22 protein-coding genes and 1 pseudogene are annotated in these 22,587 nt (G+C 63.7%); 11 read left to right on the top strand and 12 right to left on the bottom strand.

Features of this window, described 5'->3' with window-relative positions; genetic code table 11:
• Window positions 1–134 precede the first annotated feature (134 nt).
• From rloA to ACPZMI_RS23385, 5 genes are all read left to right on the top strand, one after another.
• Complete coding sequence (gene rloA / locus ACPZMI_RS23405) at window positions 135–671, top strand: retropepsin-like aspartic peptidase RloA (protein ID WP_186669553.1); 537 nt, start codon at window positions 135–137, stop codon at window positions 669–671.
• 5 nt (window positions 672–676) lie between these two features.
• Window positions 677–2,212 (top strand): osmotic stress tolerance membrane protein RloB, encoded by a 1,536-nt coding sequence (rloB, locus tag ACPZMI_RS23400; RefSeq protein ID WP_186669555.1) that lies wholly within the window; start codon window positions 677–679, stop codon window positions 2,210–2,212.
• Window positions 2,212–3,192, top strand: coding sequence for an alpha-L-glutamate ligase-like protein (locus ACPZMI_RS23395; protein WP_063544141.1), 981 nt, complete (start codon window positions 2,212–2,214; stop codon window positions 3,190–3,192). The genes rloB and ACPZMI_RS23395 overlap by 1 nt, the downstream gene beginning before the upstream one ends.
• 109 nt (window positions 3,193–3,301) lie before the next feature.
• Window positions 3,302–4,645 (top strand): aminodeoxychorismate synthase component I, encoded by a 1,344-nt coding sequence (pabB, locus tag ACPZMI_RS23390; protein ID WP_426353167.1) that lies wholly within the window; start codon window positions 3,302–3,304, stop codon window positions 4,643–4,645.
• A gap of 150 nt (window positions 4,646–4,795) precedes the next feature.
• On the top strand, window positions 4,796–5,530 hold the full coding sequence (locus ACPZMI_RS23385; RefSeq protein ID WP_186669561.1) for a phosphoadenylyl-sulfate reductase: 735 nt from the start codon (window positions 4,796–4,798) through the stop codon (window positions 5,528–5,530).
• 92 nt (window positions 5,531–5,622) lie between these two features.
• On the opposite strand, the gene cysB is transcribed toward ACPZMI_RS23385, so the two are convergent.
• The 3 genes from cysB to ACPZMI_RS23370 all read right to left on the bottom strand — a co-directional run bounded on the left by cysB (window position 5,623) and on the right by ACPZMI_RS23370 (window position 8,267).
• The gene (gene cysB / locus ACPZMI_RS23380; protein WP_054895446.1) at window positions 5,623–6,597 is read right to left on the bottom strand and encodes an HTH-type transcriptional regulator CysB; all 975 of its coding nucleotides are present in this window, start codon (window positions 6,595–6,597) and stop codon (window positions 5,623–5,625) included.
• A 127-nt stretch (window positions 6,598–6,724) separates the two neighbouring features.
• A complete protein-coding gene (locus ACPZMI_RS23375; RefSeq protein WP_151924055.1) occupies window positions 6,725–7,222 on the bottom strand; it encodes a universal stress protein in 498 nt (165 codons plus the stop codon).
• Between the two features lie 97 nt (window positions 7,223–7,319).
• The gene (locus ACPZMI_RS23370; RefSeq protein WP_426353166.1) at window positions 7,320–8,267 is read right to left on the bottom strand and encodes a putative 2-dehydropantoate 2-reductase; all 948 of its coding nucleotides are present in this window, start codon (window positions 8,265–8,267) and stop codon (window positions 7,320–7,322) included.
• 118 nt (window positions 8,268–8,385) lie between these two features.
• On the opposite strand from ACPZMI_RS23370, the pseudogene ACPZMI_RS23365 reads away from it, so the two are divergent.
• Together ACPZMI_RS23365 and ACPZMI_RS23360 are read left to right on the top strand one after the other, a co-directional pair.
• Window positions 8,386–8,796: pseudogene (locus ACPZMI_RS23365) on the top strand (PilZ domain-containing protein); the annotation flags it as partial.
• A 243-nt stretch (window positions 8,797–9,039) separates the two neighbouring features.
• Window positions 9,040–10,116, top strand: a complete 1,077-nt coding sequence (locus tag ACPZMI_RS23360) for a 3-deoxy-7-phosphoheptulonate synthase (RefSeq protein ID WP_054895443.1) — start codon at window positions 9,040–9,042, stop codon at window positions 10,114–10,116.
• A gap of 60 nt (window positions 10,117–10,176) precedes the next feature.
• Here ACPZMI_RS23360 and ACPZMI_RS23355 read toward each other — a convergent pair whose 3' ends face one another.
• Complete coding sequence (locus ACPZMI_RS23355) at window positions 10,177–10,458, bottom strand: GNAT family N-acetyltransferase (protein WP_186669564.1); 282 nt, start codon at window positions 10,456–10,458, stop codon at window positions 10,177–10,179.
• A 502-nt stretch (window positions 10,459–10,960) separates the two neighbouring features.
• Between ACPZMI_RS23355 and oprI the strand changes: the two genes are divergently transcribed.
• Window positions 10,961–11,212 (top strand): outer membrane lipoprotei OprI, encoded by a 252-nt coding sequence (gene oprI / locus ACPZMI_RS23350; RefSeq protein ID WP_003259780.1) that lies wholly within the window; start codon window positions 10,961–10,963, stop codon window positions 11,210–11,212.
• Window positions 11,213–11,362: 150 nt separating this feature from the next.
• Here the strand turns inward: oprI and ACPZMI_RS23345 are convergent, their stop codons facing one another.
• The 3 genes from ACPZMI_RS23345 to ACPZMI_RS23335 form a co-directional block, all read right to left on the bottom strand.
• The gene (locus tag ACPZMI_RS23345) at window positions 11,363–12,340 is read right to left on the bottom strand and encodes a L,D-transpeptidase family protein (RefSeq protein ID WP_186669565.1); all 978 of its coding nucleotides are present in this window, start codon (window positions 12,338–12,340) and stop codon (window positions 11,363–11,365) included.
• 110 nt (window positions 12,341–12,450) lie between these two features.
• Window positions 12,451–12,732, bottom strand: a complete 282-nt coding sequence (locus ACPZMI_RS23340; RefSeq protein ID WP_186711412.1) for a hypothetical protein — start codon at window positions 12,730–12,732, stop codon at window positions 12,451–12,453.
• A 58-nt stretch (window positions 12,733–12,790) separates the two neighbouring features.
• A complete protein-coding gene (locus tag ACPZMI_RS23335; RefSeq protein WP_426353165.1) occupies window positions 12,791–13,396 on the bottom strand; it encodes an arylesterase in 606 nt (201 codons plus the stop codon).
• 10 nt (window positions 13,397–13,406) lie between these two features.
• Between ACPZMI_RS23335 and ACPZMI_RS23330 the strand changes: the two genes are divergently transcribed.
• Window positions 13,407–14,090, top strand: coding sequence for an ABC transporter ATP-binding protein (locus ACPZMI_RS23330; RefSeq protein ID WP_063544135.1), 684 nt, complete (start codon window positions 13,407–13,409; stop codon window positions 14,088–14,090).
• Window positions 14,090–16,597 carry an ABC transporter permease gene (locus ACPZMI_RS23325; RefSeq protein WP_186719669.1) on the top strand — a complete coding sequence of 836 codons (2,508 nt, stop codon included), beginning with the start codon at window positions 14,090–14,092 and terminating at the stop codon, window positions 16,595–16,597. The genes ACPZMI_RS23330 and ACPZMI_RS23325 overlap by 1 nt, the downstream gene beginning before the upstream one ends.
• Here the strand turns inward: ACPZMI_RS23325 and ACPZMI_RS23320 are convergent.
• Window positions 16,560–17,765, bottom strand: coding sequence for an MFS transporter (locus tag ACPZMI_RS23320; RefSeq protein ID WP_426353164.1), 1,206 nt, complete (start codon window positions 17,763–17,765; stop codon window positions 16,560–16,562). The two genes, ACPZMI_RS23325 and ACPZMI_RS23320, sit on opposite strands and share 38 nt — an antisense overlap.
• A gap of 196 nt (window positions 17,766–17,961) precedes the next feature.
• Here ACPZMI_RS23320 and pdxR point away from each other — a divergent pair, with 196 nt between their 5' ends.
• The gene (pdxR, locus tag ACPZMI_RS23315; protein ID WP_411384155.1) at window positions 17,962–19,422 is read left to right on the top strand and encodes a MocR-like pyridoxine biosynthesis transcription factor PdxR; all 1,461 of its coding nucleotides are present in this window, start codon (window positions 17,962–17,964) and stop codon (window positions 19,420–19,422) included.
• Here pdxR and greB read toward each other — a convergent pair.
• The 4 genes from greB to ACPZMI_RS23295 all read right to left on the bottom strand — a co-directional run bounded on the left by greB (window position 19,394) and on the right by ACPZMI_RS23295 (window position 22,433).
• Entirely contained in the window at window positions 19,394–19,870 is a 477-nt protein-coding gene (gene greB / locus ACPZMI_RS23310; protein ID WP_186669574.1) for a transcription elongation factor GreB, read from the bottom strand. The genes pdxR and greB overlap by 29 nt on opposite strands.
• A 91-nt stretch (window positions 19,871–19,961) precedes the next feature.
• A complete protein-coding gene (locus tag ACPZMI_RS23305) occupies window positions 19,962–20,270 on the bottom strand; it encodes a hypothetical protein (RefSeq protein ID WP_186669575.1) in 309 nt (102 codons plus the stop codon).
• 213 nt (window positions 20,271–20,483) lie between these two features.
• Window positions 20,484–20,918, bottom strand: coding sequence for a DoxX family protein (locus tag ACPZMI_RS23300; protein ID WP_186669576.1), 435 nt, complete (start codon window positions 20,916–20,918; stop codon window positions 20,484–20,486).
• A 108-nt stretch (window positions 20,919–21,026) separates the two neighbouring features.
• On the bottom strand, window positions 21,027–22,433 hold the full coding sequence (locus ACPZMI_RS23295; protein ID WP_186669577.1) for an MltF family protein: 1,407 nt from the start codon (window positions 22,431–22,433) through the stop codon (window positions 21,027–21,029).
• Window positions 22,434–22,587 lie beyond the last annotated feature (154 nt).

The raw sequence follows: 22,587 nt of genomic DNA, 5'->3' as shown, positions 1-22,587 counted from the left end.
CAAGACGTCGGCGTGATAGAATGCCGCGCTTCCCAAGGATTACGGATAGTGTGCCTGTCATCATTTCATGCTGTTGACAGATGAACGAGGCGCTTGCGCCCTGCCCCGAACACAGACAGCACCGCGCCAGGACTATGAGACCCACGTTTTATTCACTGTTGTTCAGCCTCGCCTTGCTGCCGGCGCTTGGCCATGCGGCCGAAAAGACCGTGTACGGCCTGAACGAATACGCCCGCCTGGGCGATCTTGACCTTGAAGTGGCCGCCAAGCTCGACACCGGCGCCAAGACCGCCTCGCTCAGCGCACGCGACATCAAGCGCTTCAAGCGCGATGGCGAAAGCTGGGTGCGCTTCTACCTGGCCATCGACGCCGCCCACAAGCACCCCATCGAACGCCCACTGGCCCGCGTCAGCAAGATCAAGCGGCGTGCCGGTGACTACGACCCGGACGAAGGCAAGGCCTACACCGCCCGCCCGGTGATCGAACTGAACATCTGCATGGGCCAGGCCCTGCGCACCATCGAAGTCAACCTCACCGACCGCAGCGCCTTCCAGTTCCCGCTGCTGATTGGCTCCGAGGCACTCAAGCACTTCGACGCGCTGGTCGACCCCAGCCTCAAATACGCCGCCGGCAAACCTGCCTGTGCCACCGAAGCTCCCAAAGTAGAGTAATTCCGATGCGCTCTCTTACCCTGCACCTGAAAGTCCTGATCACCATCCTGGTGCTGCTGGGCGTGACGGTCACCTGCTACCAGATCTTCATCCTGGGCATCCCGGTGACCGAAGACGAGACCGACGATCTGTGGAACATCGACGCCAAGGTCGAGTTCGTCGCCAGTCCCAAGGACCCGGTGAAGATCCAGATGTTCGTGCCGCCGCTGAACCGCGACTACGTGAGCCTCAACGAGAGCTTCATCTCCAACAACTACGGGGTCAGCGTCAATCGCACCGACGGCAATCGCAAGGTCACCTGGTCGGCTCGCCGCGCCAGTGGCAACCAGACCCTTTACTACCGCCTGGTCCTGACCAAGCGCTACAGCACCGAGAAAGCCAAGATCAAGGGTCCGACCTTCCGTGACAGCCTGGCGGTCGAAGGCCCCGAAAAGATCGCCGCCGAAGCACTGATGGCACCGATTCGCCAACACTCTGCCGACGTCGAGACCTTCGTCAGCGAAACCATCAAGCGTGTCAACAACGCCAACGACGACAACGCCAAGCTGCTGCTGGCCGGCGACAACTCCCCCATGAAGAAAGCCCAGGTCATCGACCTGCTGCTGTCGATCGCCCACGTGCCGATGGAAAAGGTCCATACCATCCGCCTGGTTGCCGACACCCCGCAGAGCCCTGAGCTGTGGCTGCGCAGCTTCAACGGCAACGCCTGGCTGTACTTCAACCCGGAAACCGGCGAGCAAGGCCTGCCCAGTGACCGCCTGCTGTGGTGGACCGGCGATGAAAACCTGATCACCGTCGATGGCGGCAAGAAGGCCACCGTCACCTTCAGCATGAACAACAGCGAGATGAACGCCATCCGCCTGGCCAAGCTGACCGACGAGAACACCGATGCCGACTTCCTCGAATACTCCCTGTACGGCCTGCCGCTGCAAACCCAGCAGACCTTCATGATCATGGTGATGATCCCGATCGGCGTGCTGGTCATCCTCGTACTGCGCAACCTGATCGGCATTCAGACCCTTGGCACCTTCACCCCGGTGCTGATTGCCCTGGCCTTCCGCGAAACGCAGCTAGGCTTCGGCATCGTGCTGTTCACGGTGATCACCGCCCTGGGCCTTTCGCTGCGCTCCTATCTTGAACACCTGAAGCTGCAGATGCTGCCCCGCCTGTCGGTGGTGCTGACCTTCGTCGTGGTGCTGATCGCTGCGATCAGCCTGTTCAGCCACAAGCTGGGCCTGGAGCGCGGGCTGTCGGTGGCGCTGTTCCCGATGGTGATCCTGACCATGACCATCGAGCGCCTGTCGATCACCTGGGAAGAACGTGGCGGCGGCCATGCGATGAAAGTCGCCGTCGGCACCCTGTTCGCAGCCTCGCTGGCGCACCTGCTGATGACCGTGCCGGAAGCCGTGTACTTCGTCTTCACCTTCCCGGCCGTGCTGCTGATCCTGGTGGGCTTCATGCTGGCGATGGGTCGCTATCGCGGCTACCGCCTGACCGAGCTCGTTCGCTTCAAGGCATTCCTGAAGAAGGCTGACGCCTGATGTTCGGACTGATCAAGACGTGGAAAGCCCTGGAGGCCCGGGGCATCATGGGTATCAACCGGCGCAACGCGGACTATGTTCTGAAGTACAACAAACGCCACCTGTACCCGATCGTCGACGACAAGATCATCACCAAGGAGCGCGCACTGGCGGCCGGTATCCATGTGCCGGAGATGTACGGCATCATCGAAACCGAAAAAGAGATCGAAAAGCTCGACGAGATCATCGGCGGGCGTAGCGACTTCGTGATCAAGCCAGCGCAGGGCGCTGGCGGCGATGGCATCCTGGTAGTCGCCGACCGCTTCGAGGACCGTTATCGCACGGTCTCTGGCAAGATCATCAGCCATGAGGAAATCGAGCACCAGATCTCGAGCATTCTCACCGGGCTGTATTCGCTGGGTGGACACCGCGACCGAGCCCTGATCGAGTACCGCGTCACCCCCGACCAGATCTTCAAGAGCATCAGCTACGAAGGCGTGCCTGACATCCGCATCATCGTGCTGATGGGCTACCCCGTGATGGCCATGCTGCGCCTGCCGACCCGCCAGTCCGGCGGCAAGGCCAACCTGCACCAGGGTGCGATCGGCGTCGGCGTGGACCTCGCCACTGGCGTCACCCTGCGCGGCACCTGGCTGAACCGGATCATCAGCAAACACCCGGACACCACCAACGCAGTGGACGGCGTGCAGCTGCCGAACTGGGACGGCTTCATGAAGCTGGCTGCCAGTTGCTACGAGCTGTGCGGGCTGGGCTACATCGGCGTGGACATGGTGCTGGACCAGGACAAGGGCCCGCTGATCCTGGAGCTCAACGCCCGCCCCGGCCTGAACATCCAGATCGCCAACGACTGCGGCCTGACCCAGCGCACCCACGCCATCGAGGCGCATATCGAGGCGCTGGCCAAGGACGGCATCAGCGAAGATGCCGAGACTCGCGTGCGGGTGGCACAGGGGCTGTTCGGCCACGTCGTCCAGCAATGACTCCAGCACAGGCCGTCCCTGCAGGGGCGGCCTGCTCCAACTGGTGCTAGGCACTTTTCCTACAGCGGCCTACAATCCCCCTCCTTGATTTTCATCGCCGTCCATTCCGATGCCGACCTGTACGCTGCACCCCCTGCCCTACCAGCCCGATCCTGCGCATTACTTCAGCCGCTTGCGCCTGGCCCCCGGCGCCATCCTGCTCGACAGCGCCCGTCCGATCGCCGAGCGCGGGCGCTTCGACCTGTTCAGTGCCTGGCCGCTGCAACAACTGCAAGCACAGAACGGCGAAAGCGGCGAAAGCTATCTGCAGCGGTTGCGCCAGGCGCTGGCGGGGCTTGGCGAGGCTACGCTGCCCGAGGGCAGCAAACTGCCGTTCGCCGGCGGACTGATCGGCTACCTGAGCTATGACTTCGGCCGGCGCCTGGAGCATCTACCGCACCTGGCGACAGACGACCTCGGCCTGCCCGATGCGCAACTGGGCCTGTACGCCTGGGCTGCCATCACCGACCACCAGCTGCGCACCAGCCAACTGGTGTTCCATCCCGCCTTGCCCAGCAGCGAACGCGAGCGCCTGATCCGCCTGTTCGAGGGCGATGACAGGTCACCCAACGGAACCTTCAAGCTGCTCGCGCCCATGCAGGGCGACCTTCGTGCCGAGCAGTACCACGCGGCCTTCGATCAGGTACAACGCTACATCCACGCCGGAGACTGCTACCAGATCAACCTCACGCAGCGCTTTCGCGCCCCCTGCCAGGGCGACCCGTGGCAGGCGTACCAAGCGCTGCGCAGCGCCTGCCCGACGCCCTTCTCCGGCTTCCAGCAGTTGAGCCCAGACAGCGCACTGCTGAGTTTTTCGCCAGAGCGCTTCATCCGAGTCAATCAGGGCGACGTCGAGACTCGCCCAATCAAAGGCACCCGCCCACGCTCGCCAGACCCGGAGCAAGACCTGCGCAACGCTCGCGAGTTGCAAGCCAGCACCAAGGATCGCTCGGAGAACCTGATGATCGTCGACCTGCTGCGCAACGACATCGGCCGTACCTGCGAGATCGGTTCGGTGAAGGTGCCGGAATTGTTCAGCCTGGAGAGCTACCCCAACGTCCACCACCTGGTCAGCAGCGTCACCGGACGCCTGGCCGTCGGCAAGGATGCATTGGACCTGATCGCCGGCAGTTTCCCCGGCGGCTCGATCACCGGGGCTCCGAAGATCCGCGCCATGCAGATCATCGATGAACTGGAGCCGACACGCCGGGCACTGTACTGCGGGTCGCTGCTATACCTCGACGTGCGCGGCGAGATGGACAGCTCGATCGCCATCCGCAGCCTGCTGATCAAGGATGGCCAGGTCAGTTGCTGGGGCGGTGGCGCCGTGGTGGCTGATTCGGCGTGGGAGGCCGAATACGAGGAGTCGATCGCCAAGGTGCGGGTGTTGATGGAGACCTTGCAGGGCCTATAGCCGATGATTCGCCTGTAGGAGCGGCGGTTCGGCGCCCCGACTTGCCCGCGAAGCAGGCACCCTCTATTCGAGCCCGTCTACCCCGCCATTTTTTGTTACCATCGCCCCATTACGAGCGCACAGCGCCATACACACGATGGAAACCGCCTGATGAGCCAACCCTTCGACGTCGCCGCCCTGGCCGCGACCTATGCCAGCAAGTCCCCGCAGGACATTCTCAAGCTCGCCTTCGAACACTTCGGCGACGACCTGTGGATCTCTTTCAGCGGTGCCGAGGACGTGGTGCTGGTAGACATGGCCTGGAAGCTGAACAAGCAAGTCAAGGTGTTCAGCCTCGACACCGGTCGCCTGCACCCGGAAACCTATCGCTTCATCGACCAGGTTCGCGAGCAGTACAACCTGCCGATCGAAATCCTCAGCCCGGATCGCACCAAGCTCGATCCTTTCGTCAAGGAAAAGGGCCTGTTCAGCTTCTACAAGGATGGCCATGGCGAATGCTGTGGCATCCGCAAGATCGAGCCGCTGCGTCGCAAGCTGGCCACCGTCAGCGCCTGGGCCACCGGCCAGCGCCGCGATCAGAGCCCTGGCACCCGCAGCCAGGTCGCGGCACTGGAGATCGATTCGGCGTTCTCCACGCCCGAACGCACCCTGTACAAGTTCAACCCCCTGGCGCAGATGAGCAGCGCGGAAGTCTGGGGTTATATCCGCATGCTCGAGCTGCCGTACAACAGCCTGCACGAACGCGGCTTCATCAGCATCGGCTGCGAACCCTGCACCCGCCCGGTGCTGCCGAACCAGCACGAGCGTGAAGGACGCTGGTGGTGGGAAGAGTCGACTCAAAAGGAATGCGGGCTGCACGCCGGCAACCTGATCAGCAAGGCCTGAAAACAAACGGGGCAAGCCCGCACCTACACAAAACCTGTAGGAGCGGGCTTGCCCCGCGATAGGCCGCGACGCGGCCCCTGCCTCATACCAACTCAGTGCACGGGCAGCTCAACCCCTTCGAACAGTTCTTCCAGCTCCTGCTTGTTGTGGCACTGGATCGCCTTGGCCATCACTTCGCGGGTCAGGTGCGGCGCGAACTTCTCGATGAAATCGCACATGAAGCCACGCAGGAAAGTGCCACGGCGGAAGCCGATCTTGGTGATACTGGCTTCGAACAGCTCGCTCGCATCCAGGCACACCAGGTCGCTGTCGAGCTTCGGATCGACCGCCATCTTCGCGACGATGCCCACACCCAGGCCCAGGCGTACATAAGTCTTGATCACATCGGCGTCTGCGGCGGTGAACACCACCTTCGGGGTCAGGCCGCGATGGTTGAACGCTTCGTCGAGCTTGGAACGGCCCGTGAAACCGAACACGTAGGTGACGATGGGGTACTCGGCCACCGCTTCGAGGGTCAGCTTCGGCAGCTTGGTCAGCGGGTGCCCCTGGGGCACCACCACGCAACGATTCCATTTGTAGCACGGCATCATGATCAGATCACCGAACAGCTCCAGCGCCTCGGTGGCGATAGCAAAATCGACAGTGCCGTCAGCGGCCATCTCGGCGATCTGCATTGGCGAGCCCTGGTGCATGTGCAGGGATACTTCAGGGTACTGCTTGATGAAGTTGCTGATCACCGGTGGCAACGCATAGCGGGCCTGGGTGTGGGTGGTCGCGATGGACAGCGTGCCCTTCTTCTCGTTGGAGAACTCCTGGGCGATCTGCTTGATGCTTTCGACCTTGCGCAGGATCTCGCCAGCAGTGGTGATGATGCGCTCGCCCGCCGGGGTGACGCGGGTAAGGTGCTTGCCGCTGCGGGCGAAGACTTCGACGCCCAGTTCGTCCTCGAGGAGACGGATCTGCTTGCTGATCCCGGGCTGAGAGGTGTACAGGCTCTGCGCGGTCGCGGAGACGTTGAGGTCATGGTGCGCTACTTCCCAGATATAGCGCAGTTGTTGAAGCTTCATAGATTCCCCTCGAATCAGCGGTAGGTCACCGGCTGCTGGCAGCGACGATTTATAACTATATTAGTGGTAAGAGAAATAAATCTAGAACTATTTTGTTACACCCCAAGGAAAAGACCTACCGCCAGCTTCAGACTTTCCTACGCCCCAAATGCTGTGCCAACGGCACCATGTACACCGGCACCGGTGACAGTTGCAGCAGCCGTACCGCTGTGCGGCCAATCGGCACATCGACACCCGCGCCCTCGGCATGGCTGCCGAAGATCAACAGGTCGACCGCCAGGCGCTGGGCCTGCTCCAGAATCACTTGCGCAGGATCCCCCTGGCGCACCCGCACGGCCTTGATCACCGCCAGATCGGCCGCCTCGCCCAATTCCTCGCGAAAATTTTCCAGCACCCGCTGCTCGATGTTGGCCATCACCGTGTTGACCCCCTGGGAGTGCAGGCGGTCGAGGGTCTGCTCATCGAGATAACTTTGCAGTAACGACTCGGCGAACTGGCCCATGGGTTCGACGGCGTGGATCACGTACAACTCTGCGTTGAAGGTCCGCGCCAGGGCCAAGGCGTGTTGCATGACGAAGGGCGCGTAGACGCCGAGATCGGTGGCGTACAGCATGGAACGGATCATTCGGCCTCCTCCACTGCCACGGGGGCAGAGCAAGCTACAGCTTAGCAGTGCCGTGGAGAGCCGCTTCGCCGTCCGGCGCAGCGGCCAGCCATACGCTTCAGCCCGCGCAGTTGCGCCGGTCGATGAACGCCAGCGCCTGGTACAGCGCTTGCGTCTTCGGCAAGTGGCAACCGGCCTCGCGGGCACGGGCCAGGGGTTCGCCGTAGATCACCTGCAACTCCAGCGGCCGCCGCTGAGCATGATCGTGGTACATGCTCGGCCAGTAGTCAGGCATCTGCTCGGTGACCCGGAACAGGTGCTCGGCATAGCCTTCCGGCAGTGGATGCCCGCAGGCCCGTGCGCCCTCGACCACTTCGGCCATCAGCCCGCGAATCAGCGCGCGGCTGTCGGGGTCGCCCATCAGAGGCGTCGTGCTGGCCTGCAGCAACACCGACAGGCCGTTGTACGGCACGTTCCACACCAGCTTCTGCCAGCGCGCCTGAACGAGGTTGTCCATCGGCTGCGAGTCGACCCCCGCAGCGCGGAACAATTCGGCGCCCTCGGCGACAATGGCTGCACCGCGGTCGTCGCTGGGGCCGCTGTGGTAACCCAGGTTGACCGCGCCCAGTGCCTGGTGGCGGATCACCCCGGGCGCTTCGCGGTTCACACAGATAAAGCACAGCCCCCCGAGCAGGTGCATGTCGTCGCGCAACGCGCCACGCAACTGCTCCTCGACGCCCAGGCCATTCTGCAGCAACACCACCTTGGCACCGGGCGCTCCCGCCTGGACGATCAGCGGCGCCAACTCGGCGTTACTGGTGGCCTTGGTGCCGATCAGCAACCAGTCGCACTGCGGCATGTCACTGGCCGAGGCATAGGCCTGGACCTTCATCTGCAGCTCTCCGTGCACGGCGCTGTTCAGGGTCAGCCCCTGCTCATGCACCACGCCATATTCGCTGCGCAGCAGAAAGTGCACGTCAAAACCGGCACGCGCCAGCATCAGCCCATAGAAGCCACCGATGGCACCGCTACCGATGATGCCGATGCGTTTGTTACGAGGATCCATACCGCTCTCCTGTCGAAGCGATGACTGTCTGTCCGATTTTCTTACAGTGAATCAGCCGGTTTGCGATCCTTCACTATACTCAGGCCATGAAGGTCAAATAATCGACACGGAGTCGACGATGTGTGGATTTCTGCCTCACCCTGACGGGATTCCGGTCGAGCTGAATCTTCGCCCGTCTCCCAGCCTGTTCCGTCGGCACCTGCATACCCTGGGGCTTGGCGGCATCGCTTGCAACCATCCGCGTGCCTACCGTCGCGGCACTGCAGTGGAAGTGGTCATTCCTTCATTGGGCGCACAGGCACGCTATGCCGGCTATGTTGCCTGGTGCCAGCGGCTGGATGCTGGCTACCGCGTGGGCATCGCCTTCACCGACGACCAGGCGCTGTTCGGCGCACGCATGGGTGAGCAGGTTTGCCATATTCATCATTACTGCCAACTGCACCAGCAACATGACCTGCAGGGCGAACAGGCGCAGGCGTTGGCACAGCAGTGGATCGCCCAGCACGGCGCCGAATTCTCCGAAGCAGCGCTGCTGGGCGAACACCCCCTGATGTCGCCGCCCTCGGCGAGCCCACTGCGCGATCCTTGTATCGCGATCGGCCTGCAAGGCAGCTCGCGCACGGGCAAGTCACCTTTTCAGCGCTGACAGCCCCCTGCCCATTGTCGCGCCCGATGTAACGCGCTAAGGTTCGGCTCCCCGCTGCGAACAATCTGCTGCTGGGCCGCACGGGGTTTGCTGGCGGCCGGCACCCGTGACCTGACGAGTAACACGATGGCTGATTTACCGATCGATGACCTCAACGTTGCCTCCAACGAGACCCTGATCACCCCCGATCAGCTGAAGAAAGAGATTCCCCTCAGCGCCAAGGCCCTGCAGACCGTGACTGCCGGCCGTGAAGTGGTGCGCAACATCCTCGACGGCAAGGACCATCGCCTGTTCGTCGTGATCGGCCCCTGCTCGATCCACGACATCAAGGCTGCCCACGAGTACGCCGACCGTCTCAAGGTACTGGCCGAAGAAGTCTCCGACACTCTCTATCTGGTCATGCGCGTGTATTTCGAGAAGCCTCGTACCACCGTAGGCTGGAAAGGCTTGATCAACGACCCCTACCTGGATGACTCGTTCAAGATCCAGGACGGCCTGCACATTGGTCGCCAATTGCTGCTGGACCTGGCCGAGAAGGGCCTGCCGACCGCGACCGAAGCCCTCGACCCGATCTCCCCGCAATACCTGCAGGACCTGATCAGCTGGTCGGCCATCGGTGCCCGTACCACCGAATCCCAAACCCACCGTGAAATGGCCTCGGGCCTGTCTTCGGCGGTCGGCTTCAAGAACGGCACCGACGGCGGCCTGACCGTGGCGATCAACGCCCTGCAGTCGGTGTCCAAGCCCCACCGCTTCCTGGGTATCAACCAGGAAGGCGGCGTGTCGATCGTCACCACCAAAGGCAACGCCTACGGCCACGTGGTGCTGCGTGGCGGCAACGGCAAACCCAACTACGATTCGGTCAGCGTTGCCCTGTGCGAACAGGACCTGGCCAAGGCCAAGATCAAGGCCAACATCATGGTCGACTGCAGCCACGCCAACTCCAACAAGGACCCGGCGTTGCAGCCGCTGGTGATGGAGAACGTCGCCAACCAGATTCTGGAAGGCAACCAGTCGATCATCGGCCTGATGGTCGAAAGCCACCTGAACTGGGGCTGCCAGGCCATTCCGAAAAACCTTGAAGACCTGCAATACGGTGTTTCGGTGACCGACGCCTGCATCGATTGGGCCGCCACCGAGAAGAGCCTGCGCAGCATGCACGCCAAGCTCAAGGATGTGCTGCCCAAGCGCCAGCGCGGCTGATACGCACGCAAACGAAAACGCCGGGCAATTGCCCGGCGTTTTCGTTGGTGCGGTGTCGATTCAGGCCTTGGTCGAGTGGCGCTGCTGGCGCTCCATGTAACGCTCGACGTAAGAGCATGATGGAATCACGGTGTAGCCCATTTGTTCGGCGTACTCCAGGGCCTTTTCAGTCAAGGCGGCGGCGATGCCACGACCACGCAGGGCGTTGGGGACGAAGGTGCGATAGATGTCCAGCGTCTGCTTGCCCAGATCCATGTACGTCAGGTAGGCACGATGACCGTCCACGTTGGTCTCGAACTGATGACCGGCCTGGTCATGGTGGATGGTCAGCGCGTCACTCATCACTACTCCTCGCAGGTCTTTTGGCAGACCTTTGCCTTGACCGATGGTTTATCCGGCGGAGGAACCTCAACGCCACTCATGCCCCTTGGACCGTGGTCCATCAGCAATCGTTCGACGCCCGGGACACCCAAATAGTAGGCGTGCAACGCGGGATTGCTCAAGGTGCACATGGCTAAAAATTCCATGAAAGCGGGTTGGGCCGCCGGTGCCGGTCGACACCAAACAGCCCGCCGGATGTTCTACGGGGTAAGACGTTTGAGGACCGTGAAAGTCACCCTTAGTTCAACAAAAAGTTTCCTTGGTACAACCGCTTGCGTCCGATTTGCGGGGTCTTCACACTTTCTTTACAAACCCCGTCACACGCGGCCCGTGGCAACATTTTTTTTGCAGTTCTTGCGCTCTGTCAGTTTACTTACTACAAGTAATGGGTACTATGTACGCCGGCCAGTTTCTCTTTTCCGAGAGATGGCTATTTAATAGAAAGTCCTTGAAGGGGAACACGATGAACAACGTTCTGAAATTCTCTGCTCTGGCTCTGGCCGCAGTTCTGGCTACCGGTTGCAGCAGCGTATCCAAAGAAACCGAAGCTCGTCTGACTGCGACTGAAGACGCAGCAGCTCGCGCTCAAGCCCGTGCCGACGAAGCCTACCGTAAGGCTGACGACGCTCTGGCAGCCGCTCAGAAGGCTCAGCAGACCGCTGACGAAGCCAACGAGCGCGCTCTGCGTATGCTGGACAAAGCCAGCCGCAAGTAATAATCCTCACGGATTGTTATGGAGCCGGCCCACTTGTGGGCCGGCTTTTTTATTGCCCGAAAAAAGACCTCTCTCACCTCGCCTCCCGCCCTCCCAAAAAACGAAAAGGCCTGCACGATGGCAGGCCTTTCGGTTCAAGCAGGCAAAGGCTTACTGCAGCTCTGGCGGGATGCTCGACACCATCGGCGCAGCGCCTTGCCCATTGACCGGCACGGCGATCTCGACCGGCATGCCGTCCTCGGCGGCCACCACGTCACGAACCATGTCCCAGTTCATACGCAGGTTGTTGGTCAAGTCTTCACGCTTGAGCAGTGCATTGATGACGGCCGTGTGCTTGTCGACCACCGACGGGTTGCCATGGTCGTCCAACGGCGTGTGTGCCTCGAGATAGACCTTGCCACCACTCACGCCGAACTTGTAAGGCTCGTTGATGATCCGCACCGGGGTGCCCACCGGCACCATCTTGGAGAGCGCCACCACGTTGTTGTTGAGCATGCGGAAGCAGCCGTGGCTGGTGCGCATGCCGATACCGAACTTCTTGTTCGAACCGTGGATCAGGTAGCCCGGCAGGCCCAGGGTGAACTTGAACGGACCCAGCGGGTTGTCCGGGCCGGCCGGCACGACAGCAGGCAGGATATCGCCGTCAGCGGCGTGTTCAGCGCGAATCGAGGCCGGCGGCGTCCAGGTCGGGTTCGGTGTCTTGGCGGTGATCTTGGTGATCGCGATCGGTGAGCCCCAGCCTTCACGGCCGATCCCCAGCGGGAAGGTGTGCACCACGTTCTCGCCTTTCGGGTAGTAGTACAGGCGGTACTCGGCCAGGTTGATGACGATCCCCTCGCGCGGCCCGGGTGGCAGGACGTAACGGGTCGGCAGGATGATCTCGGTGCCAGCCCCCGGCAACCAGGGATCGACGCCCGGGTTCGCGGCGATCATCTCCAGGTAGCCCAGGTCGTTGGCCGTACCGATGTCGGCGAAGGTGTCTTCGTACTTGGCCTTGATCGTCCGGACCTGGCCGACGACGTCTTCGCCGGGCGGTGGCAATGGCAGCTCCAGCGCGACGGCAGGACCGGTCAGCAGCAAGGCGGCCAGGGACAGGCAACGGGTGACGGCGGGAAAGCGCGGCAACATCCGGTAAATCCTTCGAAAGAGGGTTCAAGACATTCGATTGTACACCCGCCCGGATTCAAGCGGGAGGCATCGGCAGGCGTTGCAAGGGTTACAAATGATGAAAGGTGAGCTCAGAGCTCCGGCCACACCGGGCGTGTACCCCGGCGCTGGGCATCGAGGATGGCCCGGCACAGCGGGCACAGGCGTTCGTCGCGATAGACCACGCGCTCGACCGAAGACCAGCGCGGCTGCGCCGGCAGCAAGCCGCCACACAAGGTGCGGTCGACCGGAGCACCCAGTTCGAGCTGGCGAGCGGCGAGATGGACACGGACTTCCTGGCAGGCGAACAGGTCGAGCTGCTCGTCGGGCTCGATCAGTTGATAGGCATACAGGGACCAGGCGGGGCGTGGCATCGGGGGCACTCGAAACGGGGGGCGCAACATTAGCCGAAAGCGGCCCCCGATAAAAGCGTCAGAGCAAGGGTTTTATCGTCGGCCAGGCATTCTCCAGCAGGCGCTGCTGGGCGCCTTGGGCCGGATGGATGCCGTCGGCCTGCATCATCTCCGATACCCCACCTATGCCCTCCAGAAAGAACGGCACCAAGGCCACCTTCTTTTCGTTCGCCAACTGCTCATAGACCTGGGCGAACGCGGTGGTATAGCGCGCGCCATAATTCGGCGGCAGCCGCATCCCGAGCAACACCACCTTGGCGCCGGCCTCACGGGAGCGATCGATCATCGAGGCAAGATTTTGTTGCAATTGTTGTGGAGGTTGCCCACGCAGCCCGTCGTTCCCGCCCAGCTCCAGCACCACCAGATCAGGCTTGTGCGCTGCAAGCAGCGCCGGCAGCCGCGCCTGGCCACCTGCGCTGGTGTCGCCACTGATCGAGGCATTGACCACGCGGTCGGTAAAACCCTCGTCCTTCAGGCGCTTTTCCAGGAGCGTGACCCATCCCTGGCGGGTATCCAGGCCAAAACCGGCGCTGATACTATCGCCGACAACCAGCACCGTTCCCGCCGCCGCGCCCTGGGCCAGGCAACACAGGGCCAGACCGGCACTCAACCACCACATTCGCATCGGATTCTCCATGGGCCCCAGCATTCTCGTTGCGCAGAACCTTAGCAAAGTGGTCCCCAGCGCGGAAGGCGACCTCACCATCCTTCACCCGCTTTCCCTCGACCTTGACCAAGGCGACAGCCTGGCCATCGTCGGTGCATCCGGCTCCGGCAAGTCGACCCTGCTCGGTTTGCTCGCAGGCCTTGACCGCCCTAGCGATGGCAGTGTCGTGCTCGCCGGTCACGACCTCGGCCCCCTCGACGAAGACCAGCGGGCACGGGTGCGTGCCGAACACGTCGGTTTCGTGTTCCAGTCGTTCCAGTTGCTCGACAGCCTCAATGCCCTGGAAAACGTCATGTTGCCCCTGGAGCTGGACGGTCGCCGCGACGCCCGCGAACAGGCCCGCACCCTGCTCGAACGGGTCGGCCTGGGCCAGCGCCTGAGCCACACCCCACGCCAACTGTCCGGCGGCGAGCAGCAACGGGTGGCGATCGCCCGCGCCTTCGCGGCGCACCCGGCAGTGCTGTTCGCCGACGAACCCACCGGCAATCTCGATAGCCATACCGGCGAGCGCATCAGCGACCTGCTGTTCGAGCTCAACAAGGAACGCGGCACTACCTTGGTGCTGGTGACCCATGACGAACGGCTGGCCAAGCGCTGCCGTCGCCTGATCCGCCTGGACGCCGGACGCCTGGTGGCGCCCCTGGAGCCATGATGACCCGCCTGCCGTTCATGCGCCTGTGCGCCCTGGCCCTGCGCCAACTGCTGCGTGACGCTCGCGCCAGTGAAGTACGGGTGCTGTTCTTCGCACTCCTGGTGGCCGTCGCCGCCAGCACCGCCATCGGTTACTTCGGCGCCCGCCTCAACGGTGCCATGCAATTGCGGGCCAGCGAATTCCTCGCTGCCGACCTGGTACTGCAGGGTTCCTCCGCTGCCCAGGCGGCGCAGATCGACGCCGGCACTTCGCGCGGCCTGACCCACGCTCGCGTAGTGGAGTTCACCAGCGTGGTAGCCGCCGATGCTGGCATCCAGTTGTCGAGCATCAAGGCCATCGACCCGTCCTACCCGCTGCGCGGCCAACTGCGCAGCGCCGCCACGCCCTATGGCAGCGAAACACCCGGCGGCGGGCCGGCGCCCGGGGAAGCCTGGGTCGAGGCACGCCTGCTGGCGGCACTGGGGCTGTCACTGGGCGACAGCATCGACGTGGGCATGAAGACCCTGCGCATGACCCGGGTGCTGACCTACGAACCGGATCGCGCCGGCAACTTCTACAGCCTCACCCCGCGAGTGCTGATGAACATCGCCGACCTGGACGCCACCGGCGTGATCCAGCCAGGAAGCCGGGTCACCTATCGCGACCTGTGGCGCGGCGAGCCGGACATCCTCGTGCAGTATCGCCAGGCGGTGGAGAAGGATCTTGCTGCCAACCAGCGGCTGCTCGACACCCGTGATGGCAACCGCCAGATTGGCGGCGCGCTGGGTCGCGCCGAACGCTACCTGAACATGGCCAGCCTGGTGGCGGTACTGCTGGCCGGCGTGGCCGTGGCGCTTTCGGCGAGCCGCTACGCCGCCCGCCGCCTGGACGCCAGCGCCCTGCTGCGCTGCCTGGGGCTGTCACGACACCAGGCGTTGGGCCTGTACTCGCTGCAACTGGCAATGCTGGGGCTGGTGGCGGCACTGGCCGGCGCCCTGCTTGGCTGGCTCGCGCAACTGGGGCTGTTCGCCCTCCTGCAGGGGCTGCTGCCCAGCACCGTGCCACCGGGCGGCATCGCCCCGGCACTGGCCGGCATCGGCACCGGCCTGGTGGCGCTGGCCGGCTTCGCCCTGCCACCGCTCGCCGCACTGGGCCGAGTGCCGCCTCTGCGTGTGCTGCGCCGCGACCTGCTGCCAGTTCCGCCCAGCAGTTGGCTGGTCTATGGCGCCGCATTGTTCGCCCTGGGCCTGATCATGTGGCGTCTGAGCCTCGACCTGCTGCTGACCTTCGCCCTGCTCGGCGGCGGCATGATCGCTGCGCTGCTGCTCGGCGGCCTGCTACTGCTCGGCTTGCGCAGCCTGCGCCGGTTGCTGATCGGTTCGCCGCTGCCCTGGCGCCTGGGGCTGGGCCAGTTGCTGCGCCATCCGCTGGCAGCCGCCGGCCAAGCGCTGGCCTTCGGCCTGATCCTGCTGGCCATGGCCCTGGTCGCGCTATTGCGCGCCGAGTTGCTGGACAACTGGCAGGCGCAGCTACCCAAGGATGCCCCCAACCACTTCGCCCTGAACATCCTGCCAGACGAGCGCGAACCCTTTGCCCAGCGCCTGCGCGAGGTCAATGCCACCTCGGCGCCGCTGTACCCGGTGATCCCCGGCCGTCTCACCCATATCAACGATCAGCCGGTACAACAGTTGGTGAGCAAGGAGTCCACCGGCGACCGTGCCGTGCAGCGTGACCTGAGCCTGACCTGGGCTGCCGAACTGCCCCAGGGTAATGCCTTGAGCGAAGGCGACTGGTGGCAGACACCACCGCCGGCCGACGGACCACCCGCGGTATCGGTCGAAGCGGAGCTGGCCGCAAGCCTCAAGCTCAAGCTGGGCGATCTGCTGACCTTCGACATTGGCGGCGAGCACCGCCAGGCACGGGTCAGCAGCCTGCGTACGGTGCACTGGGACAGCTTCCAGCCGAACTTCTACATGATCTTCCAGCCCGGCACCTTGCAAGGCCTGCCCGCCACCTACCTGACCAGCTTCTACCTCGCACCGGGGCACGATACCGACGTGGTCGCCCTGTCGCGGGCGTTTCCGGCGGTGACCATCCTCCAGGTTGATGCGCTGCTGGGGCAACTGCGCAGCATCCTCGCCCAGGTCACGTTGGCGGTGGAGTACGTACTGCTGTTCGTGCTCGCGGCAGGCCTTGCGGTGTTGTTCGCCGGCCTGCAGGCCACCCTGGACGAACGTATCCGCCAAGGCGCGCTACTGCGCGCCCTGGGCGCCGGTCGTGCACTACTGGTCAAGGCCCGGCGCATCGAGTTCGGCCTGCTTGGCGCCGCCAGCGGCCTGCTCGCAGCCCTGGGCTGCGAACTGATCACCTGGGCCCTGTATCGCTACGCCTTCGACCTGCACTGGGCGCCCCACCCCTGGCTGTTGGTGCTGCCACTGTTGGGCGCGATCCTGGTAGGCGGTGCCGGTGTGTTCGGCACCCGCCGCGCACTCAATGCGACACCACTGAGCGTACTGCGCGAGACTTGAGCCGATGGCGCCAGCTCGCCGTGCCCGCCAGCACGGTGAGCAGCACCATTGGCGTCCCCACCAGCAAGGCCAGTTGCCTCACGTCCAGATCCGGCCAGTGGCTGGCAACCAGCCCATAGGCCGCACCGCTGGCCATCTGCAGGAAAAAGAACTGCCCGGTGGACAGCCCGATGTCCTGCTGCACACAGCGCAGCAACCCAGCCTGGGTGGCCGGGATCACCATGCCAGTACTCAGCAGGATCGCCATCATCGGCACGACGAAGGCGCCCGCCGTCGGCCCGATCCAATGGACCGCCAGCCACAGGCCGCCCCAGCCGACAGTGCCGATGCCGGCCCCCACAGCCAGGATCTGCGCCAGGTCATGCCTGCGACTCAGGCGCCGGGCCAGGAAACTGCCGATGACATAACCCAGTGCACAGATCGCAATGAGGGTGCCGTACTCGAACGCACTGAACCCCAGCAATCTCTGGAAGGCGTAGGACGACGAGGACAGGAACGCAAAGTAGCTCATCCAGACCAGGCTGATACAACACGCGTGAAAGACGAACGCTCCCGTGCCCAGATTGCGCCTGTACACGCGCAGGATCGTGCCCACCGCAACACCCTGCCCCGTGCCCGGCAGGCGAGGCACAAGGCGCCAGAACACGAGCAGCACCAGCAGGTTGAACACCCCCACTAGCCCCAGTATCCCGCGCCACCCAACTTGCGGCAGCAGCGCCCCGCCCAGCAGCGGCGCAAGGCACGGCGTGATAGCGATGGCCGAAGCCAGCGTAGTGAGAATGCCCATGCGCTCGTGCTCGGCGAACACCTCGCGCACCACCATGCGTGTCGTTACCGTGCCGACGCAGCCGCCCAGGGCCTGCAGCAGACGGCCAATCATGAACGGAACGAAAGACGTCGCACTGGCCGCAAGCCCTGTGCCGAGCGCAGCCAGCAACAGCCCGCCCAACTGCACTGCGCGCGGCCCGTAGCGATCGCTCAAAAGCCCAGCCAGCATCATCGACAGCGCATAGCCGACCATATACATCACCAAGGTGCTCTGTACCTGACCAAGGCCAGACTGCAACTGCTCGGCCAGTTGTGCCGAGGCTGGCACCATGATGCCGAGACCGACCTGCGGTACCACCACCGCACTCAGCAAGGCCACTGACAATCCGGGCCGGTTCATGGCCGCACCCGCAACGCCAAAGACAATCGGACGGGCGAACGCAGCCCCACCGCTCTACACATGATTCGATGTTCCTTGAATGAAGGTTCGGGACGCCTGAAGGGCACGACGCTAAGGCTCTGCGTCAGGCGATTGAGGTTAGGGGCGGCGCTGCATAAGATGAAGGCCCATTAGGCCGTCCCGGGTATGGACCACTATGGCCAGAGGCAAGCAAGCCATTGCCCTCGACCTCGCCCTGCCGTTCGAACTGTCTGCCGGCAGCGCCACCGGCAAGCACCGGCTGCTGCATGGCTTTCTCCAGGAACTGGTGGTCAGCGGCCATCTGCCACCCGGCACCCTGCTGCCCTCAACACGCACGTTGGCACAGCGCTGGGGCGTAGCGCGCGGCACGCTGGAGGCGGTGTTCGAGCAACTCAAGCTGGAAGGCTTCATCGAGCGTCGCCAGGGCGCGGGCTCGCAGGTCACCCTGCAACTGCCCGATGCCCTGATCGCATCCGGCAACCCGACCGGCCACGCGCCACCAGCGCGGCCGATGCCCGATCCACAGTTGTTGCAAGCGCAGGTCCAGGCGCGCGTCCCCTTCGTCGCGCGCCTGCCCGACCCGAACTTGCTGGAGCAGAATCTTTTCCCGGCACGCCTGGAGGCCCCCGGCCTGCTTGAACGCTTGCCTGCGCAGGGTGACCCACGCCTGCGCCAGGCCATTGCAGCCCATCTGAGACTCTATCGAGGTATCGACTGCGAGGCGGATGACATCCTGGTCACCCACGGTATTCGCCACACCCTCGACCTGTTCAGCCGCGTGCTGCCCAGGCACCGGGCGCTCGCCCTCGAGGACCCAGGCTATGCCTGGGCCAGGCGGATTTTCGAACGCTCGGGGCACAGGCTGTTCAGCACGCCACTCGACGAACAGGGCCTGCGCGTCGATACCCTTGCCGACCATGAAACGCTCGGGGCGGTGCACGTGACGCCCGCCCATCAAGCGCCATTGGGCATCTGCATGAGCGTCGAACGCCGCCAGGCCTTGCTCGACTGGGCGCAGGCACAGGACGCGATAGTCATCGAGGACGATTACGACAGCGAGTACAACTATGCGAGTGCACCGCTGCCGGCGATCAAGGCGATCGACCACCATGACCGAGTGCTGTTCTGCGGCAGTTTCAACAAGACCTTGTTCAGCAACCTGCGCCTGGGCTTCGCCGTGGTGCCCCGCCGCCTGCACGCCGAAATGCTGGACACTCTGACGATCTCCGGGCAAGCGCCTGGCGCCCTCGGCCAGCGAGCCCTGGAGCAGATGCTCGGCAACGGCCAGTACGCGCGCCACCTGCGCATTGCCCGGCAGACCTACCAGCAACGCCGCGACCTGCTCATCGACAGGCTGCGCCGGCACACTGACGTGCGAATTGCCGGCGAGCAGTCAGGGCTGCATTTCATCCTCTGGTTGCCCGAAGGCTGCAACGAACAGCAATTCTGCCAACAGGCCCGCGAGCAGGGCCTGATGCTTCAGCCGCTCGGACTGTTCACCCGTGAACATGCCTGGCCTCCAGGCGTACTGGTGGGCTACGCCTCGTTGACCGAGGCGCAGATTGCGCTGGCCGGGGACTCGCTGGGGCGGCTGTACCGGGATGCGCTCACTGGGCGCCGTAGTGGATGCGATTGATGTACCAGGTCGCTTCGCCCGTGGGCGTATGCACCAGCACTTCGTCGCCCTCTTCTTTCTTCAGCAACGCGCGGGCCATGGGTGAGTCGATGGAGATGTAGTCGTTGCGACCGTAGATTTCGTCGTAACCGACGATGCGAAACGTCAGGGTTTCGCCGTCGTCGTTCTCGATCTCGACCCAGGCACCGAAGAACACCTTGCCTTCCTGCTCCGGGGAATAGGCGACGACTTTCACATCCTCGAGGCGCTTGCGCAGGTAGCGGACCCGCCGATCGATCTCGCGCAGCAATTTCTTGTTGTACTGGTAATCGGCGTTCTCGCTGCGATCCCCCAGCGACGCGGCCCAGGTCACCTTCTGGGTGATCTCGGGGCGGTAGACGCGCCACAGGTGGTCCAGCTCCTTCTTGAGGGCGTCATGACCTTCGGTGGTGATGATGTTGGTACTCAAACCGCTTGCTCTCCTCGGCACAGCCACAGCAGGCGCCTTGGGCCTGCCGGGTTACCGAGCTTAACCAAAAACAGAAGCCGCCACACCCCGCTCAGCGACGGGTGATCAGGCCCTGGCGCGCGATGCGGGTCAACTGGCCGATGATCTCGCCGGCATCCTCGCCGATCGGGGCCTGGATTACGGCCAGGTCAAAGCGATCGTTGGCGTAATGGGCAAGGTTGCAAGCCGCTTCGGCGAACTGGATGAGGAAGGCGCGGGCCTGGCCCTTGCGGCGCGAGAAGCCGTCGAGGTTACGCAGGAGCGTGGGTTGATGCTGGCCACCGAGCAGGATGCGCGGAGTGCGGGAGGCCTGGTCAACAGGCAGTGGGGTCAGGCAGACACTGGTACGTGGGCAACTCATGGTGGTATCTCTTCGCCTCGCAAATCCCGCTGGGCAGCGGTGGGAGGCGTCACCGAACCAGCGCTTTAGCGGTATTTCGGATCGCCCGGGGGCCTCTCCTGCGCCCCGCAAGTAGCTGTTTAAATCGGCGCAAGCGGTATCGTAGAGCGTCGGACGGCAAGCTGCAAGAGGGCATTCACTTGCAGCTTGCCGCAGGGTGGTTGCAACGAGATGTCAGCGGGCGATCAGACGATCCAGAGACAGGCGCCCCGCCCCTTCGACCAGCACCGCCAGCGTGCCGCCCAACAGTGCCAGGGCGAACTCGTAGCCGTTGTTGGACATGAACAGACCATTGCCGATGTGCACCGAGAAGATCGCCACCACCAGCGTCACGCTCAGCGCCAGCGCCGCCGGGCGGGCCAGCAGGCCGAGCAGCAGTGCCAGGCCGCCGAAGAACTCCGCGCTGCCCGAAAGCAGGGCCATCAGATAGCCAGGGGCCAGGCCAATGCTTTCCATCCATTGACCTGTGCCTTCCAGGCCATGGCCACCGAACAGGCCGAACAGCTTCTGTGAGCCATGCGCCATGAAGATGATGCCGACCAGGATGCGGATGATGCTGAGGCCGAAACCGGCGCGGGTGACGAACAGGGCGTTGAGGGAGGGATTCATCGGGTGAGCTTCCTTGAAATGTCAGGTTGGAATGGCCGCCATCTTAATCAAACCAACGAATAAGAAAACCGCAAAAAACCCAACAAACAAATCGAAAAAGTCGATTTATCAGCGTTTCGCAACCCGCTCCAAGGCGCTGCGCTCACGGTTGAATGCCAGGAAGTACTTGTTGACGCTGTTGACGAAGTTCACCGGCCCCATCCCCACCTGCTCCATGGCGATGCGCTCGGTCTGGAAAAACCACTGGTTGCCGTTGAGGCCGCGGCGACGGGCCTCGGCGCGCATGGCCTGGACACGCTCCGGACCGAGGTTGTAGGCGGCGAGAATGAAGGCCATGCGCTCACGCTCATTGAGCTGCGGGCTGGAAAAGAACTTGCGCCGGATCAACGCGAGGTAGCGCGCGCTGGCCTGAACATTGCCATCGACCGTGGCGGTATTGCTCACGCCCACCCGTTGCGCGGCGGCCGGGGTGATCTGCATCAGCCCATGGGCGCCCCCTGTGCCGCGAGCCTTGGGATCGAACGTCGACTCCTTGAACGCCAAGGCCGCCAGATTGAGCCAGTCGATCTGCTGGTCGGCGCCGTGCTTCTGCAACACCGCGCGCAGCGACTCCAGGCGCTGGCGGTCCTGGCGAGCCAACGGATTGTGCACGCGGTACTGGCGTCGATAGATGCGCTCGAAGGCTGCATCCTGGTTGTCCGGCGCACGGTAAACGGCGAGGAAGCGGTCCACGCTGGCCAGCAACTGCTCGGCATCCCTGCGCACATACCAGCGCATGGCCTGAGGCTGGCTCAGGCGCAACTGGGTGTCCAGGCGCAGCTTGGGCATCACCCGCGCCCAGCGTTGGGCGATGGGGCGCTCCACCACGGTCAGGTGATAGATGCCGGCCTGGACCATCTCCAGTACATCCTCGACGGCCAGGGTGGGGTCGACCCACTCGATCTTCACCAGCGGGCGCTTGCGCAGGGCCAGCTGCTGGTTGATCTGCTCGATCACCGCACCGGCAGCGCTGGCGGTAGTCAGCGCGATGGTGCGCCCGGACAGTTGCTCGACCCGGCTGAAGGCCCGTTCGCCCTTGCGCCCGACCAGCAGCAACGGCACCTGGTCAAGCACCGGTGCACTGACACCGACACCCTGCACCAGCCCCGCATCAAGCAATTCGCCGGGCGCGGCAAGGTCGCCTTCACCGCGCTGCAGGGCACCTATCAGTTGTTCCTTGGCGCGCGGGATGATCTGCAGCGTGATTTCCTGACCATCCGCGACCCGCGCATTGAGAAAATGCTCCAGCGCGCGCAGGCGATAGTATTCGATACCTACCGGTTCGCCCTTGACCTCGCCTGAGCTGTTGCGACTCTGGTTGACCAGCACCCGCAACACCTTGCTCGCACGAATCTGCGCAAGGTCACGACTCTGGCTGGTCGGCACATGCTGCAATGGGCCGGCTTCGCGGGCGATGGCTGGCTCAGCGGCGATCAGCCCGAGCAACAGCAAGGTCGTCAGCAGGGTTCGCAGCATGAAAAGGGTCCAGGAGCGGTTGGCGGAAACCATGCGCCGAGCGCTGCGCATGACAAATGACGGCAAGAGACCATGGCAAACGTTTGAAGTTCTTGGATTTTTTGCGAACTTGCAGATTTTGCTATGCTGGCCGCCCCGCGGCACGAGGTAGCAC

The organism is Pseudomonas wayambapalatensis (assembly GCF_049942315.1).
Lineage (GTDB): Bacteria > Pseudomonadota > Gammaproteobacteria > Pseudomonadales > Pseudomonadaceae > Aquipseudomonas > Aquipseudomonas wayambapalatensis.
This window is presented reverse-complemented; position numbering and strand designations above follow the sequence as displayed.

Coding starts and splice junctions, on each gene's coding strand:
- rloA (WP_186669553.1), top strand. CDS start 135: ATGAGACCCACGTTTTATTCACTGTTGTTCAGCCTCGCCTTGCTGCCG.
- rloB (WP_186669555.1), top strand. CDS start 677: ATGCGCTCTCTTACCCTGCACCTGAAAGTCCTGATCACCATCCTGGTG.
- ACPZMI_RS23395 (WP_063544141.1), top strand. CDS start 2,212: ATGTTCGGACTGATCAAGACGTGGAAAGCCCTGGAGGCCCGGGGCATC.
- pabB (WP_426353167.1), top strand. CDS start 3,302: ATGCCGACCTGTACGCTGCACCCCCTGCCCTACCAGCCCGATCCTGCG.
- ACPZMI_RS23385 (WP_186669561.1), top strand. CDS start 4,796: ATGAGCCAACCCTTCGACGTCGCCGCCCTGGCCGCGACCTATGCCAGC.
- cysB (WP_054895446.1), bottom strand. CDS start 6,597: ATGAAGCTTCAACAACTGCGCTATATCTGGGAAGTAGCGCACCATGAC.
- ACPZMI_RS23375 (WP_151924055.1), bottom strand. CDS start 7,222: ATGATCCGTTCCATGCTGTACGCCACCGATCTCGGCGTCTACGCGCCC.
- ACPZMI_RS23370 (WP_426353166.1), bottom strand. CDS start 8,267: ATGGATCCTCGTAACAAACGCATCGGCATCATCGGTAGCGGTGCCATC.
- ACPZMI_RS23360 (WP_054895443.1), top strand. CDS start 9,040: ATGGCTGATTTACCGATCGATGACCTCAACGTTGCCTCCAACGAGACC.
- ACPZMI_RS23355 (WP_186669564.1), bottom strand. CDS start 10,458: ATGAGTGACGCGCTGACCATCCACCATGACCAGGCCGGTCATCAGTTC.
- oprI (WP_003259780.1), top strand. CDS start 10,961: ATGAACAACGTTCTGAAATTCTCTGCTCTGGCTCTGGCCGCAGTTCTG.
- ACPZMI_RS23345 (WP_186669565.1), bottom strand. CDS start 12,340: ATGTTGCCGCGCTTTCCCGCCGTCACCCGTTGCCTGTCCCTGGCCGCC.
- ACPZMI_RS23340 (WP_186711412.1), bottom strand. CDS start 12,732: ATGCCACGCCCCGCCTGGTCCCTGTATGCCTATCAACTGATCGAGCCC.
- ACPZMI_RS23335 (WP_426353165.1), bottom strand. CDS start 13,396: ATGCGAATGTGGTGGTTGAGTGCCGGTCTGGCCCTGTGTTGCCTGGCC.
- ACPZMI_RS23330 (WP_063544135.1), top strand. CDS start 13,407: ATGGGCCCCAGCATTCTCGTTGCGCAGAACCTTAGCAAAGTGGTCCCC.
- ACPZMI_RS23325 (WP_186719669.1), top strand. CDS start 14,090: ATGACCCGCCTGCCGTTCATGCGCCTGTGCGCCCTGGCCCTGCGCCAA.
- ACPZMI_RS23320 (WP_426353164.1), bottom strand. CDS start 17,765: ATGAACCGGCCCGGATTGTCAGTGGCCTTGCTGAGTGCGGTGGTGGTA.
- pdxR (WP_411384155.1), top strand. CDS start 17,962: ATGGCCAGAGGCAAGCAAGCCATTGCCCTCGACCTCGCCCTGCCGTTC.
- ACPZMI_RS23305 (WP_186669575.1), bottom strand. CDS start 20,270: ATGAGTTGCCCACGTACCAGTGTCTGCCTGACCCCACTGCCTGTTGAC.
- ACPZMI_RS23300 (WP_186669576.1), bottom strand. CDS start 20,918: ATGAATCCCTCCCTCAACGCCCTGTTCGTCACCCGCGCCGGTTTCGGC.
- ACPZMI_RS23295 (WP_186669577.1), bottom strand. CDS start 22,433: ATGCTGCGAACCCTGCTGACGACCTTGCTGTTGCTCGGGCTGATCGCC.